Consider the following 16,132-nt stretch of genomic DNA (forward strand, 5'->3'; position numbering starts at 1 on the left):
TTATGAATTGCTCTACATTGAATCCAGTTCAATTCGGTCCCCACGGGTACCTGGATTGGAAATTACGAGAAACTCAACTTCCTCGTTGCTCCGATTCATCATCTGATGTGGCATTCCGGGTGCAATCTCTATTCCTTCATGGGTTTCCAGCACAAACGTCTCTCCATTAAGTTCCATACACGCTTCACCGCTGAGGATGAAAAAAAACTGACGGCTTACCGAATGATAATGTCGTATTTCAGCCGTTCCTGCAGGCATTCGCTCATGAATGATGCTCAATTTTTCGTTTTGAACAAGGTGCCAACCATCGCACTGTGCACCCCATATATAATGTGCTGCATTCTGTTTGCTCATTTTCATATGACTTGTCCCTCCGAGTATTAATGCTCAATCTATCATATCACAGATTAGGGGACTCCCAATCTTTTCAGTCAGTACTGTGCAATACGCTATTCGACTGCAGTCAGACAAGGCTAATAATAAAATATCATAGTTGTATCAACAGAGATGCTGAATTTTGTAAACAGGTGCTAAACCGCATCTTTGACATACATATTCACCTGATATCAAAAAGGCGCACCGCTCAGCCATGCTGAAAGCGATGCGCCTCTCTATATCATCAATCCTATCCTGAGTCTAAACATTCTTTACGTATTATCCGTTCACCACTTCGCCGCCATTTACATGTATCACCTGTCCGCTCACATACGAAGAATCATCAGAAGCTAGATATACATAGGCGGGAGCCAGTTCATCCGGTTGTCCTGGCCGCTTCATTGGCTGCGTTGCGCCGAACTCACTTACTTTTTTCTCATCAAATGTGGATGGAATGAGTGGTGTCCAGATCGGCCCTGGCGCAACGGCATTAACACGAATTCCCTTCTCAATCACATTCATCGACAGCGAACGAGTGAACGAAGTGATTGCTCCTTTGGTAGACGAATAATCAAGCAGTGTCGGGCTGCCGCGATAGGCTGTGATGGAGGTTGTATTAATTATCGTACTGCCCTGCTTTAGATGTGGAAGAGCTGCTTGTGTCACATAGAACATGCCAAAGATATTGGTACGGAATGTACGCTCCAGCTGTTCTGGCGTAATATCCTCCAGATTCTGCTGTGGATGCTGTTCTGCTGCGTTATTCACAACAATGTCCAGTTTGCCCAGTTCATTCACTGTCTGCTGAACCGACTTCTTCGCAAAGGCATCATCACCAATATCACCTGCAATCAAGATGCACTTGCGCCCTTCTTGTTCAACTTGACGCTTCGTTTCCTTGGCATCTTCGTGCTCGCTCAGGTATACAATGGCGACATCCGCGCCTTCCTTGGCATACGTAACAGCAACAGCACGTCCAATTCCGCTGTCACCCCCTGTAATAAGCGCCACCTTACCCGTCAGTTTACCTGCTGCCTTGTATTCAGGCTTCTCAAATTCCGGTCTGGGATGCATCTCTGATTCGATTCCGGGGCGTTGATCCTGATGCTGTGCTGGCATTGTTTTTTGATTTTGCGGTGTAGTTGACATCTAACATTCTCCTCTCAAAATGTGAACATATTTGGATTACAGAAGACTTGGACATAACTGCACACTTCCTTGTCTTTCGTTCTCTGAAAAAAGTCTCATTCTGTAGGATGGCAGTAACAGTCCAGATTATTCTTCTGTGATCAACAGCAACTCAAGCCTCAGCGTGCTGTCTCTAATCGTTATTTACCACTCTCTTTGGATATCAAACAACCTATTTGTTTCAATGCCTGTTTTGCCAAAATTCGAAATTTATTCGAAATTAGACTGTTTCATGATACAAAGTGTATTCCTATGCTGCATGGACTGATGTACAATGTACAGTATACTGATGTGCTTTAACTCTCATTTTTATTGGTTTAATCATTCTAACCTAACATGGAGACCTGACAATGGAATCGCATATTAATACATATATAACACTCGTAGCTACTTCAGCCGTGCTGAATGTCTTTTTGTGTTTATATACCTATTTCAGAAGATCCGAGATCCCCAGTTCCAAAATATTCATTCTCTACACAGCAGCACTCTCCATATACACTTTTGGTTATGCAATTGAGCTGGCCAGCAACACGCTGGAACAGATGAAGTTTTGGACCACCGTAGAGTATATAGGCATGCCCTTCTCCGCATCTCTTGGCCTCATGTTGATGATAAAGTACACAGGAAAAACATTATCCAAAAAGGTAACTGCCGCGCTGTTTGTAATCCCTTCCATTACACTGGCTATGGTTGCAACCAATGACTTTCATCATCTATTTTATAAAAAAGTTTGGCTAAGAGAAGATAGTCCCGTTCCTCTGATGGATATCGCAGTGGGTCAATGGTATGTTGTACACGGTGCATTCACCTTCTCCTGTCTGTTATGTGCCTGCCTCATTCTGATCGGACAATGGAGACATACCAAGAAGATGTATCGTCGTCAATTACTCACTCTCATTACTTCACAGATTATTCCTATGGTCGCAGCTTTTCTGTATTTGCTTGGTGTGACCCCCGGCGGGATGGACCCCGTACCCGTACTCATGTGTATCACGTCTGCTATGTATATCTGGGCGATTCTATCCTCACGTCTACTGACCATCGTACCCATCGCCAAAGACAGTATTTTCGAGAGCATGCGTGAAGGTGTTATTGTACTCGATAGTTTCAATCGACTGGTCGATTACAACCGATCTCTGCGTGACATGTTACCAGAGCTTAATACAACCATGATTGGCCAACCCTTGGATGATATCTGGCTTAATCTTGCTGGAAAGACGTTTCCCGTTGAATACGGAAGAGAAGGATTGCAAACTGATCTGTACTGGCAGTTAAATGGAGAGACCGTCTGTTATCAGGTCAGGACATCTTACGTGTATAACAAGGACGCACAGACTGTGGGCAGTCTAATTATGTTAATCGATATAACGGAACAACGCTTCTTGCAAGAACAGCTGAAACAACTGGCTTATTTCGATGGTCTGACCAAAATCTATAACCGCACTCAATTTTTGTATAGAGGCCGGGAGATTTTGAGTGAAGCTCAGCTTAATCCGCAACCTGTCTCATTTATTTTATTTGATATTGATTACTTTAAACGCATCAACGATACGTACGGGCATGATGTTGGCGATCAGGCCATCATTCATGTGGTCTCTGTCTGTAATCGATATTTAAGCCCTGAGATGTTGTTTGCCCGTTATGGAGGCGAAGAGTTTGTCATCGCTCTTCCGAATACCTCGCTTCAGGAAGCCGAGAAACTTGCCGAACAACTGAGAGTTGCCTTATTGAATGACCCCCTGGATGTTAAGGGAGTGCCTATTACACTGACCTCAAGCTTTGGTATTGCCCAGTACAATGGAGGGTCAGATTCGCTGGAGTCCTTGTTACGCGACGCTGATACTGCCTTGTACGAATCCAAGCGCAACGGTCGAAATGCAGTGCGTGCGTATACTGTGAGTACAACCTAACCAATGTAGACCGTGTCTGATGGAATATGCATGCTGTTATGAAGGGTAGTGATCCCTCTAGTTCCAGTTCAAATACACTGATCTCGGTAATAAAAAAATAGACAGCCACTGAGGCTGTCTATTTTTTAATTGTTTCAACGGAACACCATCTTACATATCATCCGGCTTGTCCTAATTACGTCTGCAAACGCTTAACCAACAACTAACAATACATCTTCGTAGGATGGATTAATCGTCCACAACGCACTTAGATCACCTGATTATTCACCATCAGGTACACCATGATTAGCAAGAATACAGCCAGAAGTGTACTGAACATACGGATTTTGCTTTGCTCAGGGCCCACATCACGCTTGTTCTTCACACCTTCAGCAGCGAGTCGCAGCGGTTTACCCATAATTCCTCCAATAGCCGCAATAGCCAAGAGCAGAACAACAACAACAGCCATCCAGACATGAGAATATTCACCTTTTGTCATCAGGTAACCACCAGTGAGAAGTTGGATTACAAGTCCATACTGCGCGACTTTGTTCAAAGAACGAAGCGATGCAAAGGCTCCCTCTTGTGCTGCAGCATTCAAGGTACGGATTTTACCGACCACAAATGGCAGAATCAAATAGAATCCCATCGCCAGTGCTCCAACAATATGGAGCAAATACATAATCATTGTCAAAATTTTCATCCTCCTCAACATTTTCGGTGTGCTATACATCACATCCCATTATACTGGGGAACTTATCCAAAGAAAAGAAAACCTCCGGGTTTACCGGAGGTTTTCTTTTAGCTTCTGTTCAAAAAGTTTTCAAACTTACAGGTTTACTACCGAAATGACGTTGCGAACCGAATCAGCCGATTTATCCAACCCTGCTTTTTCTTCCGTTGTCAGTTCAAGTTCGAATATTTTCTCAATGCCGTTACCACCCAGAATGGTTGGTACACCGAGGAACAGATCATTATAGCCATATTCACCTTCAAGATAAGCGATCACTGGAATGATACGTTTCTTGTCCTTCAAAATCGCTTCGGTCATCTGAACAAGTGAAGCCGCTGGTGCGTAATATGCACTGCCGTTACCCAACAGGTTCACAATCTCACCACCGCCTACACGTGTGCGCTGCACGATGGATTCGATCCGGTCAGCCGGAATCAGCGTATCGATCGGAATGCCTCCCACGCTCGAATAACGAACGAGAGGCACCATATCGTCTCCGTGACCGCCAAGAACGAATCCACGAACATCTTCAACAGATACGTTCAACTCTTGCGCAATGAAGGTACAATAACGTGCTGTATCCAGAACACCTGACTGACCGATAACACGGTTTTTAGGAAAACCAAGGGTCTGATAAGCTGCATAAGTCATCGCATCCACCGGGTTGCTTAGAATAATGACGATGGAATCAGGGCAATATTTTTTCACATTTTCACAAACGGACTTCACGATACCCGCATTCGTATTGACCAGATCGTCGCGGCTCATACCCGGTTTACGGGCGATACCAGCGGTGATGATTACAATCTCAGAACCTGCAGTATCTTCGTAGTTGGAAGTACCCACGATATGACTGTCAAATCCTTGAACAGGACTTGCTTCCATCATATCGAGTGCTTTCCCCTTCGTCGGGTTCTCCAGTTGAGGAATATCAACCAGCACAACATCCCCGAGTTCTTTTTGGGCAAGCATTAATGCGGTCGTAGCACCGGTAAAACCGGCGCCGACTACTGTGATTTTTTTGCGCTGAATAGTCAAGATTCACATCTCCCCTTACAGGTTTTTAATGATTTGATCCGCGAATTCAGAACATTTCACTTCAGTAGCGCCGTCCATCAGACGTGCAAAGTCATACGTTACTGTTTTATTGTTAATGGATGTTTCCATACCTTTGTAGATCAGGTTAGCTGCTTCTTGCCATCCCAAGTGCTCAAGCAACATTACTCCGGACAGAATAACGGAACCAGGGTTCACGACATCTTTGTCCGCGTATTTAGGTGCAGTACCATGAGTTGCTTCGAAGATAGCATGTCCTGTTACGTAGTTGATGTTCGCTCCAGGAGCGATACCAATTCCGCCAACTTGCGCTGCAAGTGCATCGGACAGATAGTCACCGTTCAGATTCAATGTTGCGATAACATCAAATTCGCCTGGACGAGTCAATACTTGTTGCAGAGCGATATCGGCAATCGCATCTTTTACGATGATTTTACCAGCATCTTCAGCAGCTTTTTGTGCTGCATTCGCTGCATCTGTACCTTCGTTTTCTTTGATGATGTCATATTGTGCCCATGTGAATACTTTGTCAGCGAACTCTTCTTCAGCCACTTCATATCCCCAGTTTTTGAAGGCACCTTCGGTGAATTTCATGATATTACCTTTGTGTACCAGTGTAACCGTCTTACGGTTATGGTCAATTGCATACTGCACTGCTGCACGTACCAGACGTTTCGAACCTTCGGAAGAAACTGGTTTGATACCAATACCGGAAGTCTCAGGGAAACGGATTTTGTTAGCACCCATCTCTTGTTGCAGGAACTGGATCACTTTTTTCACTTCTTCAGAACCTTCAGCATACTCGATTCCTGCATAGATATCTTCCGTATTCTCACGGAAAATGACCATGTCTACCAGCTCAGGACGTTTAACCGGAGAAGGTACACCGTCGAAATAACGAACAGGACGCAAGCATGTGTACAGGTCAAGCTCTTGACGCAGGGCTACGTTCAGGGAACGAATACCGCCACCGATTGGCGTAGTCAATGGTCCTTTGATCGCTACGATATACTCACGAATGGCTTCCAGTGTATCATTCGGCAACCACTCACCGTATGTATCGAATGCTTTTTGTCCAGCAAACACTTCATACCATGCGATTTTTTTGTTGCCATCATAAGCTTTTTCAACAGCTGCATCCAATACACGTTTGGAAGCTTTCCAGATATCACGGCCTGTACCGTCACCTTCGATAAATGGAATGATTGGATTACTAGGTACTTGAAGTGTACCATTATCAATTTGGATTTTTTCGCCTTCAGTTGGGTGAGCAAATTTTTCTAATTTCATAGTTAAAATTCCTCCTAGGTTTCGTATATGCAGTATTCATCATACCACTAGTCTTGTTGAGAGAAGGGTCCTGAGAGCCTAAGCCAGTAAAGCCTCTGCTTTCCAACCCTTCACCCCGTCTATATTATTATACTGTTTTTGCGGCTATTAGCGAAGTTCAATAGAAACGTATTTCTGTTCTGTAGGGCCAGTGTACTCCGCACGTGGACGAATGATGCGATTGTCCGCAAGCTGTTCCAAAATATGCGCAGTCCATCCAGACACCCGGCTGATCGCAAAGATTGGAGTGAACAATTCCTGTTCGATCTCCAGTTGGGTATATACAGAAGCAGAATAGAAGTCTACGTTAGGCTTCAGTCCTTTTTGTCCTGTTACCAGTTCCTCGATCTTCACAGACATATCATACAGGCGCGTATCATTGTTCATCTCGCCAAGTTCCTTGGACATCTTCTGTAGATGTTTGGCACGTGGATCACCGTTTTTGTACACCCGATGTCCAAAGCCCATGATTTTTTCACGATTATTCAGCTTTTCCTGAATTGCCGCTTCAAGTCGATCAGGTGTACCAATCTCATTCAACATTTTCATAACGGCTTCGTTAGCACCGCCATGCAGTGGTCCCTTCAGTGCGCCAATGGCGGAAGTTACACCAGAATAGATGTCCGACAGCGTCGCAACCGTTACACGGGCTGCAAATGTCGAAGCGTTCAACTCGTGATCCGCATGCAGGACAAGGGCTTGATCCAATGCTTTCACTGCGGTCTCGGATGGTTCTTCACCAGTCATCATATATAAAAAGTTCTCTGCGATGGAAGCGCCTTCTTTTGGAGCCACAGGTTCTTTACCCTGACGGATACGGGCGATGGCTGCCACAATCGTTGGCAACTGTGCTTGCAACTTAACCGCTTTGTTCTCATTCGCTTCCGTTGTCATCTCATCCGCTTGCTCGTCGTACAGTGCAAGTGCAGAGACAGCGGAACGAAGTGCTGCCATGGTGCTGACGTTTTTCGGATACAATTGGATTTGTGCAATCAACTCGCTCGGAATCGGCGCGTAATCGCTCAGGCTTTTACGAAGGGATTTCAGTTCATCCGTTGTTGGCAATTTACCAAACCACAACAAATAGGCAACTTCTTCAAAGCTGGCATGTTCAGCCAAATCGTCGATATCGTAACCACGGTATGTGAGCACACCGTCTACAATAGAACTGATCGAAGAGGTTGTTGCAACGATGCCTTCCAGACCTTTGGTAGCTGTCATATTACATCTCTCCTTTAATAAGCGAAATCAGGAACCATTCCAGAGTGCATATAAGTGCCAAAGTGCACCTATTCTCTTTTTGTAAACATTTTCATTTTAAAATTAACAAATATTTCAAACTAAGGTTTTCCTATCTGTCAATCGGTATTTACTTATAACATCATACTGGATTTTGTCGTTTATGTGAACACGATGAGAGTTCATTCGCACATCAAACTTCTTTATCGGACCGATAAAGCATTTTTGAAAGCCTTTACAAAAACAAGGTTGACATTTAATGTTTTTTAACCAATCCTGTCGTATGAAGAACTTTCTATTGCTATATTCTGTAATACTAAGGCATACTCTAGGCAAAAGAAAGAATCCCCGCAGATCTTGTTCAAAAACTCCGCTTTTGAACAAGATCTGGTAACATCCCGGCGTTTCAAAACCTTGTAAATGCTCTATATTAATTAAGATAGCCATCTATTTCTAATACTGCTTTATGGATCATACATAGGTCGGCTTAATTGAAATAAGGAGAGTTGATGCTTGGATAGAATAATAATGAAACGCCTGCTCCGCGGCTTATGGGTTATCATTGCGGCCGTTCTGATCGCCGTTGCCATATACTTGCTGTTCCCGCTTTTGTACCCTTTTGCGATTGCCTGGATTATCGCCTATGCCATGAATCCTTTAGTGAAACTGCTTCAGCATCGAGCACGATTCCCCCGCTGGCTGGCTGTGACTCTTTCATTGATCCTTTATTTTGGAGCCATTGCGGTAGTACTGTCTGCGGCGATTACCCGCATGGTAAAAGAAGTCATTTCACTTACGACAAGCTTTGATCTTCATGTTGATGAGATCAAGGACACGTTTGTGCGCTGGACCCAGAATGACACCATTCAAAGTTTGACTGCGCAGATCAATGAATTTTACAAGGAAAATCCTAACTACCAGGAAACCATCAACAGCAATATTAGTAAAACAACTGAGACGGTGGGTACAGCCGTCACAGATCTGGTCACCGGATTTTTCAACATGATTCTGAGTCTGCTGACTTCCCTGCCGAACATGGGCGCGGTATTAATCGTTGTTCTGTTGTCTACATTCTTCATTAGCAAAAGTTGGACCAGGCACAACATCACCGTATCGGGATGGGTACCCTCTTCCATTCGCAAGCCGATCTCCGATATATGGACTGACCTTAAGAAGGCACTGTTCGGTTACGCAAGAGCACAATTGATCATGATCTCGATTACAGCACTATTCGTCATGATTGGGCTGCTTATATTGCAAGTCAATTCAGCCTTCACCATCGCTCTGATGATTGGTTTGGTCGATCTGCTTCCGTATCTGGGTGTTGGCCTTGTCATGGTACCTTGGGCAGCATACCTCTTTATGAATGGGGACCTGTATCTGGGTATTGGCATTAGTATTATCTATCTGATCTTACTGATCGCTCGTCAGATTATTGAACCAAAGGTACTTGCAAGCAGTGTTGGGCTCGACCCACTCGCCACGCTGGTTGGCATGTTTGTGGGTTTGAAGTTGTTCGGTGTTCTGGGCTTGATCATTGGCCCTGTCAGTCTCGTGATTCTCGATGCGTTCAATCGGGCTAACGTATTACGCGACCTCAGAACGTATATCATCAACGGACGTGTCCGATGAGGCATCATCTTATGACACAGGAAAAATAGAAAAGGCTTCGTTCAACAGAAATTATCTGCTGAGCGGAGCCTTTTCCATTATGCATAACAACTGGTGCTTCATTTCGGACGACGATAAAACGTAATTTTTCCACTTTTCATTTTTTTCTCCAGCCACCCCAGGAAGAACAGACGGTAAACCGGACGTGTTAATGGAAATATTAGTGTAAACCCGATCAGATCCGTTACAAAACCTGGAATCAAGAGCAGGAAACCACCGACAAAAATAAAAAGACCATCGACCATTTTTCTTCCAGGTACCTTGCCACGCTCCATCTCGGATTTGGCGTCCACAAGTACTTTTCGCCCTTCAAACTGCAACATTGCTATACCAATCAAGGACGTGAGAATCATGAGAAGCAATGTCTTTCCGGCTCCGATCCAGTCACTCATCAGAATAAAACCAAATAATTCAATCACCGGAATGATTAAGAGTAAAGCCCACATCCATTTTCGCATTGACGTATTACCCCTTTCCCAAAAGCCACACCTTTTCAAGCGCGCTGTATAGCTCAGAGGCTGCCTTATCCAGCCGAACTGGCTTCCAGTCCCCATTCACCCATACATGCTGGGTAGAACCTGTAACTAGGCGTTCACCGGGAAGTGATTCATCAGCTAACCATACCCGTTCTCCAATCGCCATATGCTCATCAGGTTCTTCAGACATGCGTCTTACGTCATACTCATAATTCAGTCGCAGACCACTAAATGCAGCAATACGGGTGAAAATGATAATCTCATCATCATATCGGGCAGGCTTGTGATACTTCACATCCAGTCCGGTTACGGGAAGCAGTAACCCCTGTTCCTCCATTTTACGATATGTATACCCCATTTGGCGAATCATCTCAGTTCGACCGATTTCAAACCAATTCAAATAGTTCGCGTGGTAAACCACGCCCATCTGGTCACTTTCTTGATAGCGTACACGAAGACGTGCCGCATACCAGCTACCATTGCTCTGTTCTCGCACGTTATCGGCCTCCTTCGTTCTATCATTCATACGTGTTACTTCGTTGTAAAGTGTCAATAAGATGGAAAAAAAGCAACGGGACAATAAAGCCCCATTGCTTCTTTCCTGTTGCTTCTCCATCCAAGACGCTATTAAGCGTTGTTTGGAATTTGGCTTACTTTAATCAGGTTGGTAGAACCGGAACGCCCCAAAGGTACACCTGCTGTGATCACAACCAGGTCTCCTTCTTTAACAAGTCCGGATTTTACGCCGCCTTCAATTGCATTTTCGAACAAAGCATCCGTGGAATCAACCAGTCTTCCTTTGACAGGAGTTACACCCCAAGCCAGAGCCAAACGACGGGAAGTTCTGTCTTCCGTAGTCACAGCGATGATTGGAGATTCTGGACGATACTTGGAAATCATGCGTGCAGTATGTCCTGATTCAGTCGAAGTAATGATCGCTTTTGCGTTCAAATCTTGAGCTTGGAGAGCAACCGATTGGCTGATTGCTTCTGTAACTGTTGTTTGTTGAGCAACACGTTGTTTCAGGTACAACTCTTGGTATGGCAGAGCAGATTCTGCTTTTTCAGCAATACGGGACATCGTCAGAACAGATTCAACCGGGTATTTACCCGCAGCTGTCTCACCAGACAACATGATTGCGTCCGTACCATCGAAGATTGCATTCGCCACGTCACTTGCTTCCGCACGTGTTGGACGCGGGTTACGTTGCATGGAATCCAACATTTGTGTAGCTGTGATAACCGGTTTACCTGCAACGTTACATTTTTGGATCATGCGTTTTTGTACCAAAGGTACTTCTTCCGCAGGAATCTCAACACCCAGGTCTCCACGAGCAACCATCAGGCCGTCAGACACTTCAAGGATTTCGTCGAGGTTATCGACACCTTGTTGGTTTTCGATTTTGGAGATGATTTGGATATGTCCAGCATTGTGTTTTTCAAGCAATTCACGAATTTCAAGTACGTCACTTGCTTTACGTACAAAAGAAGCCGCGATGAAATCGACACCTTGTTCGATACCAAATACGATATCGTTAGCGTCTTTTTCCGTGATACCCGGCAGAGAAATGGCAACGCCCGGAACGTTAACACCTTTTTTGCTTTTGATCGATCCGCCGTTAACGATACGGCATTTGATCTCGGTGCCTTGCACTTCCACCACAGTCAGTCCGATCAGACCGTCGTCGATCAGAATTGTAGATCCCGGTTCAACATCATTCGGAAGATCTGTATACGTAATGGAAAGACGTTCTTTGGTGCCCAGAATTTCTTCTGTTGTCAAAGTGATGTACTCGTCTTGAACCAATTCGATCGGTTCAACTTCGAGTTTACCTGTCCGAATTTCCGGTCCTTTGGTGTCCAGCAGGATCGCTACTGTTTTGTTCAACTCTTCGCATGCTTGGCGAATCGCAATGATCCGTCCGCCGTGCTCATCGAAATCACCGTGGGAGAAGTTCAGACGGGCCACATTCATACCGGCCATAATCAATTTTTTGGTGTTCTCCAGAGATTCACTGGATGGACCAATGGTACATACAATTTTCGTTTTACGCATTTTGGGTTTCCTCCGATTTTAAAGGTATTACTCTTTATCTATTTTTCTTTTTCCAACTATTAAATTTACTATACTTTTGCTCATTTGTATAGGAAATTCGTCACATTATTCAGCATTTCCCGACAAATTACTCGCAACATCGACTTCTACAAGCTCTTGAGGGGCTTCAATGGAGGCTTGAGGTTCAAACGTGACCGATCCAATTTTACGGAATTTCTCATAACGATCCTGCTTTAGCTGCTCACCGCTCCATCCCTTCATCTCGTCGAGATGACGGACCAAAGCTTCACTGATGAAAGCAGCAGACGCTTCATAATCCCGATGAGCACCGCCGCGTGGCTCAGGGACAATCTCTTCAATGACTTCCATCTCCAGCAGGTCTTTGGCTGTTATTTTCATGGCTTCAGCCGCCTGATCTGCCTTGGATGCATCCTTCCAGAGAATCGAAGCAGCGCCGTTTGGAGAGATTGCAGAATAGATCGCATGTTCCAGCATCAACACACGATTACCCACAGCCATAGCGAGGGCACCGCCGCTTCCACCTTCGCCGATGACCACAACAATAACAGGAACCGATAGCTTCGCCATTTCCATGAGGTTGCGAGCAATCGCTTCCGATTGACCTCTCTCTTCTGCAGTATTACCCGGATACGCCCCTTTAGTATCAATAAACGTAATAATAGGGCGGCCAAATTTGTTCGCTTGTTTCATCAGACGAAGTCCTTTTCGGAAACCTTCTGGATGAGCGCTGCCGAAAAAGCGGGCGATATTATCCTTCGTGTCTTTCCCCCGCTGTTGTCCGATTACCGTTACTGTCTTTCCATTCAACTTGGCAAGTCCGCCAACAACCGCAAGATCGTCTCCGAACATGCGATCACCGTGCAGCTCAATGAAGTCCGTAAATATCAGCTGGATCAGATCCAGTGCCGTTGGGCGCTGCTGATGACGGGCCAGATGCATCTTCTGAGCTGCTGTTATGCCAGTGTAGATCTCTTCTTCAAGTCTATGGTAACGTTCTTCCAGGCGGGCAATCTCGTCCGTGAAGTCGATGCCTTTTTCCTGTCCAAACTGTACGAGTTCATCAATCTTTTTGCGCATCTCAACCAGAGGCGCTTCATATGGCAACTCACCCGCCATTTAGACCCCTCCTTTTTCACTATGCATATCCAGAAGCTTGCCAAGAGTGGCCCGAAGCTCTTTCCGGTGCACAACCATGTCCAACTGACCATGTTGCATATTAAATTCAGCCGTCTGGAAATCATCAGGTAACTTCTGACGGATCGTCTGTTCGATAACGATTCTGCCGGCAAAACCAAATACAGCGCCAGGTTCGGCAATATTAATATCGCCCAGGCTCGCAAAACTTGCCGAGACTCCACCTGTCGTTGGGTCCGTAATGACCGAAATGTACAGCCCGCCCTGTTCATCCAAACGGGATAAAGCTGCGCTTGTTTTGGCCATTTGCATGAGGCTGAGAATACTCTCTTGCATCCGGGCACCACCCGATGTAGAGAAAATAATCAATGGTAACCGTTTCTCTGTTGCATGCTCAACGGCACGGGTAATTTTCTCCCCTACAACAGAACCCATGCTGCCTGTGAAGAAATCAAAGCTCATGACAGCCACAACTACAGGCAGGCCATCAATGGTTCCTTCCCCTGTAATTACCGCTTCCTTCAGGCCCGATTTCAGACGCTGTTGTTCCAATTTGTTGCTATATCCAGGAAAGCCAAGTGGATCAACCGATATCATATCAGCGTCAAACTCAACAAATCCTTGATCATCAAGTACCATAGCAATGCGCTCCATAGCGTTAAGACGCATATGGTAACCGCAGGCAGGACATACTTTCAGATTTTTCTCCAATTCCTTGCTATATTGAATGGTGCCGCATTTGCTGCACTTGTTCATAAGCCCTTCAGGTATTTCACGTTTTGGGCGTTCTAGGACTTCCTGGCCTTCACCGGGAAGTGCACGCTCGGAAGGTATGGTAGCGTACTTCCGTTTCTTCTGGAATATATCTTTGAACACAACTACACCTCTCCAGCCGTTGATTTGATGGCCGCAACCTGCAGAGCGCTGCTTGTGGCAGCTTCATCCGAGTGCTACGGTAAACCGCTTACGACCCACACGCTGCCCTGGGCCTTGTCCAGCATTCACAACAAAAAAATCCGCCGGTACAGGGCAAGGATCAGCGGCTTTTGTCAGCACGATTGATGTTACCTGCAAAAACCGAAAGATTGTTGCGCCGATGTTTGAATCTATCTTGGTAGGGTCTCCGGGAGCAACCAGGTCGGTCCTTGTCCTAACAAAAAAAGAAGGAAGGACAGCAGCATACAATACATGCAAGTCGATTCCTCTCTCCGCTTACGCGATTAGTCCCTTATGTACCGATGGTACTTCTTCATCTGCCAAGGCACGTCGATGTCGAACATATCAGGAATGCAGAATGGAATTCAACACTTCCTGGACCTCTTCCAATTCCCCAGAAGGGACGCGAATCTCAAATTGCTGCTTGGATAAACTGATGGGACGGGTCTGTACCAGAAAACCTTCTTCCGAAAGCTTGGTCTTGATCTTGTCCGCAACCTTTGCTGTCGGTGCAATGTAAATCACCGTCCACATGCCTTGTCCGCCCCCTAAGCTAATGTTCAGAGCCCGTATATTGGACTAATGATAACATACCTCACTTTTTTTCTGCAAGAAAGGGTTCGGGACCTTTGGGGAGAATTTGGGATCATGAGGGACATTAGTCCCCCACGAATAACTCATATGGTTGACGAAATCTTCTTGTTCCTACCTCTTCCATAAACAGCCACAAGCTTATCAGGGCAGCGTCAGCCGCCCTTGAAGACCTTCATATGAGCCATTAGATTAACCATAACAGGCAAGCATGGAAATACAGGAGGTTAAAGGTCTGAGGGGTATTTTTTGGCTTTAATATTTTTGTGTGCAATCCGGGCAGAAGCCGCAGCGGCCACCCCTGCGACCAGATCATCCAAAAAGACATGAATGGCTGTTGTGTGTTCGTTCAAATCATGAATTACACCTATTTTTTCTTTATCCAGGTAACCAAAGCTGGTTAAACCGATCATACCATACACATGAGTAATGCCGAGGGCCAGAGTCTCGTCCACTCCATACAGGGATTCATCCGCTTCCATAATAGCCTGTAACGGTTGGGGCAAGAGTTTTTTCTCCGCAAGTTCGTCGAGAGCAATACCCGTATAGAGCGTATATTGCACCTCTCGTTTCTGCAGAACGGATTTCACGCTGGTTACACAGTCGTCCAAGGTCAGTTCGGGGTGGTACCCTTTTTGCAGACGGTATACAATTGCTGCGATTGCATCAATCCGTACACCCCGCCGGGCCAGCATGGCTTCTACGATTTCATATGACATATCTCGACCTCCCGCATCAATCCCCCGAGGACCGCGAGGTCCTTCGGTGTTCTCAAGTGTATGCAGCAACCTGTTAAAATGTTCATAAAATGTGCGGATGGTCAAGAACAGTCGCACCCTGGACATGTTGCAGGTTTGTACATTCCGCTCTGGTCTGTAGCTGGCCTATAACAAGTCTGTCATTCATCTGTTTAAACCCTGTCGTCAGGGAACCCCGCTAAAATAATCACAAAAAAACCTGTTCAGCATTGAGCCAAACAGGTTTCATAATATGGATAAGTGCTATCACTTACGGGACAGCCTCTTATTTAATTTTGACCGTGCCTTCCCCCAGCATTTTCTCCATATCGGAGAATAAGGTTGGTGATGGCTTAATCCGGTAGGCATCACTCAGAGCAAGCAGCTTCTGCTGCTGCTCATAGAAGAGCACTGTCGCCACAGGTCCGGGATGCTCCTGAAGCAGCTGCTTCAGACGTGCCAGAAGCTCAGGCTTCTCCGCATGCGGGGCAATCTTCACGAACACCCGCTGCTCCACGGCCCGCGGTTCGCGGCTCTGCGCCTGGCTGCCTGCCGCTTCTGCGGCACCGCCAGGCCGGGAAGCCGCCGCCGTGGCTGCACCCGTACCCGCCGCATCGCTGCGCGTCGCTGCCGAGCCTCGGCTCCCGCTGCTGCGCGCAGCGGAAGCATCCCCGCCTGCGCTGCTGCGCTGCGCTTCGGCTC

The 16,132-nt window shown here is 45.9% G+C and carries 16 protein-coding genes; 2 read left to right on the forward strand and 14 right to left on the reverse strand.

Annotated features, from left to right (window positions below; translation table 11 throughout):
• Positions 1-12: 12 nt before the first annotated feature.
• Positions 13-360 (reverse strand): cupin domain-containing protein, encoded by a 348-nt coding sequence (locus tag ACE04G_RS29900; protein ID WP_237176126.1) that lies wholly within the window; start codon positions 358-360, stop codon positions 13-15.
• A gap of 294 nt (positions 361-654) precedes the next feature.
• Positions 655-1,524, reverse strand: a complete 870-nt coding sequence (locus ACE04G_RS29905; protein WP_221823146.1) for an SDR family oxidoreductase — start codon at positions 1,522-1,524, stop codon at positions 655-657.
• A 389-nt stretch (positions 1,525-1,913) separates the two neighbouring features.
• On the opposite strand from ACE04G_RS29905, the gene ACE04G_RS29910 reads away from it, so the two are divergent.
• Positions 1,914-3,473: a histidine kinase N-terminal 7TM domain-containing diguanylate cyclase gene (locus ACE04G_RS29910; RefSeq protein WP_449003951.1), complete on the forward strand. Its 1,560-nt coding sequence runs from the start codon at positions 1,914-1,916 to the stop codon at positions 3,471-3,473.
• Positions 3,474-3,720: 247 nt separating this feature from the next.
• Here ACE04G_RS29910 and ACE04G_RS29915 read toward each other — a convergent pair whose 3' ends face one another.
• From ACE04G_RS29915 to citZ, 4 genes are all read right to left on the reverse strand, one after another.
• The gene (locus ACE04G_RS29915) at positions 3,721-4,146 is read right to left on the reverse strand and encodes a hypothetical protein (RefSeq protein ID WP_017689485.1); all 426 of its coding nucleotides are present in this window, start codon (positions 4,144-4,146) and stop codon (positions 3,721-3,723) included.
• A gap of 135 nt (positions 4,147-4,281) precedes the next feature.
• Complete coding sequence (mdh, locus tag ACE04G_RS29920; protein ID WP_211081069.1) at positions 4,282-5,223, reverse strand: malate dehydrogenase; 942 nt, start codon at positions 5,221-5,223, stop codon at positions 4,282-4,284.
• Positions 5,224-5,238: 15 nt separating this feature from the next.
• Positions 5,239-6,531 (reverse strand): NADP-dependent isocitrate dehydrogenase, encoded by a 1,293-nt coding sequence (icd, locus tag ACE04G_RS29925; protein WP_036609828.1) that lies wholly within the window; start codon positions 6,529-6,531, stop codon positions 5,239-5,241.
• Positions 6,532-6,678: 147 nt separating this feature from the next.
• Positions 6,679-7,791 (reverse strand): citrate synthase, encoded by a 1,113-nt coding sequence (citZ, locus tag ACE04G_RS29930; protein WP_017689488.1) that lies wholly within the window; start codon positions 7,789-7,791, stop codon positions 6,679-6,681.
• 531 nt (positions 7,792-8,322) lie between these two features.
• On the opposite strand from citZ, the gene ytvI reads away from it, so the two are divergent.
• Positions 8,323-9,441 (forward strand): sporulation integral membrane protein YtvI, encoded by a 1,119-nt coding sequence (gene ytvI, locus ACE04G_RS29935; RefSeq protein ID WP_221823142.1) that lies wholly within the window; start codon positions 8,323-8,325, stop codon positions 9,439-9,441.
• A gap of 98 nt (positions 9,442-9,539) precedes the next feature.
• Here ytvI and ACE04G_RS29940 read toward each other — a convergent pair whose 3' ends face one another.
• The 8 genes from ACE04G_RS29940 to ACE04G_RS29975 all read right to left on the reverse strand — a co-directional run bounded on the left by ACE04G_RS29940 (position 9,540) and on the right by ACE04G_RS29975 (position 15,929).
• Positions 9,540-9,938, reverse strand: a complete 399-nt coding sequence (locus ACE04G_RS29940; protein WP_076209101.1) for an FxsA family protein — start codon at positions 9,936-9,938, stop codon at positions 9,540-9,542.
• Between the two features lie 7 nt (positions 9,939-9,945).
• A complete protein-coding gene (locus ACE04G_RS29945; RefSeq protein ID WP_221823528.1) occupies positions 9,946-10,452 on the reverse strand; it encodes an acyl-CoA thioesterase in 507 nt (168 codons plus the stop codon).
• Between the two features lie 131 nt (positions 10,453-10,583).
• Positions 10,584-12,011, reverse strand: a complete 1,428-nt coding sequence (gene pyk / locus ACE04G_RS29950; protein WP_017689492.1) for a pyruvate kinase — start codon at positions 12,009-12,011, stop codon at positions 10,584-10,586.
• Positions 12,012-12,116: 105 nt separating this feature from the next.
• Positions 12,117-13,148, reverse strand: coding sequence for an acetyl-CoA carboxylase carboxyltransferase subunit alpha (locus ACE04G_RS29955; protein ID WP_237176131.1), 1,032 nt, complete (start codon positions 13,146-13,148; stop codon positions 12,117-12,119).
• A complete protein-coding gene (gene accD / locus ACE04G_RS29960) occupies positions 13,149-14,042 on the reverse strand; it encodes an acetyl-CoA carboxylase, carboxyltransferase subunit beta (protein ID WP_237176132.1) in 894 nt (297 codons plus the stop codon). It abuts the gene before it with no gap.
• Positions 14,043-14,447: 405 nt separating this feature from the next.
• Positions 14,448-14,636, reverse strand: a complete 189-nt coding sequence (locus tag ACE04G_RS29965; RefSeq protein ID WP_017689496.1) for a hypothetical protein — start codon at positions 14,634-14,636, stop codon at positions 14,448-14,450.
• 284 nt (positions 14,637-14,920) lie between these two features.
• Complete coding sequence (locus tag ACE04G_RS29970) at positions 14,921-15,412, reverse strand: phosphatidylglycerophosphatase A family protein (RefSeq protein ID WP_036609851.1); 492 nt, start codon at positions 15,410-15,412, stop codon at positions 14,921-14,923.
• 304 nt (positions 15,413-15,716) lie between these two features.
• On the reverse strand, positions 15,717-15,929 hold the full coding sequence (locus ACE04G_RS29975) for a hypothetical protein (protein WP_486095424.1): 213 nt from the start codon (positions 15,927-15,929) through the stop codon (positions 15,717-15,719).
• Positions 15,930-16,132 lie beyond the last annotated feature (203 nt).

It is taken from the genome of Paenibacillus sp. AGC31 (assembly GCF_057334655.1).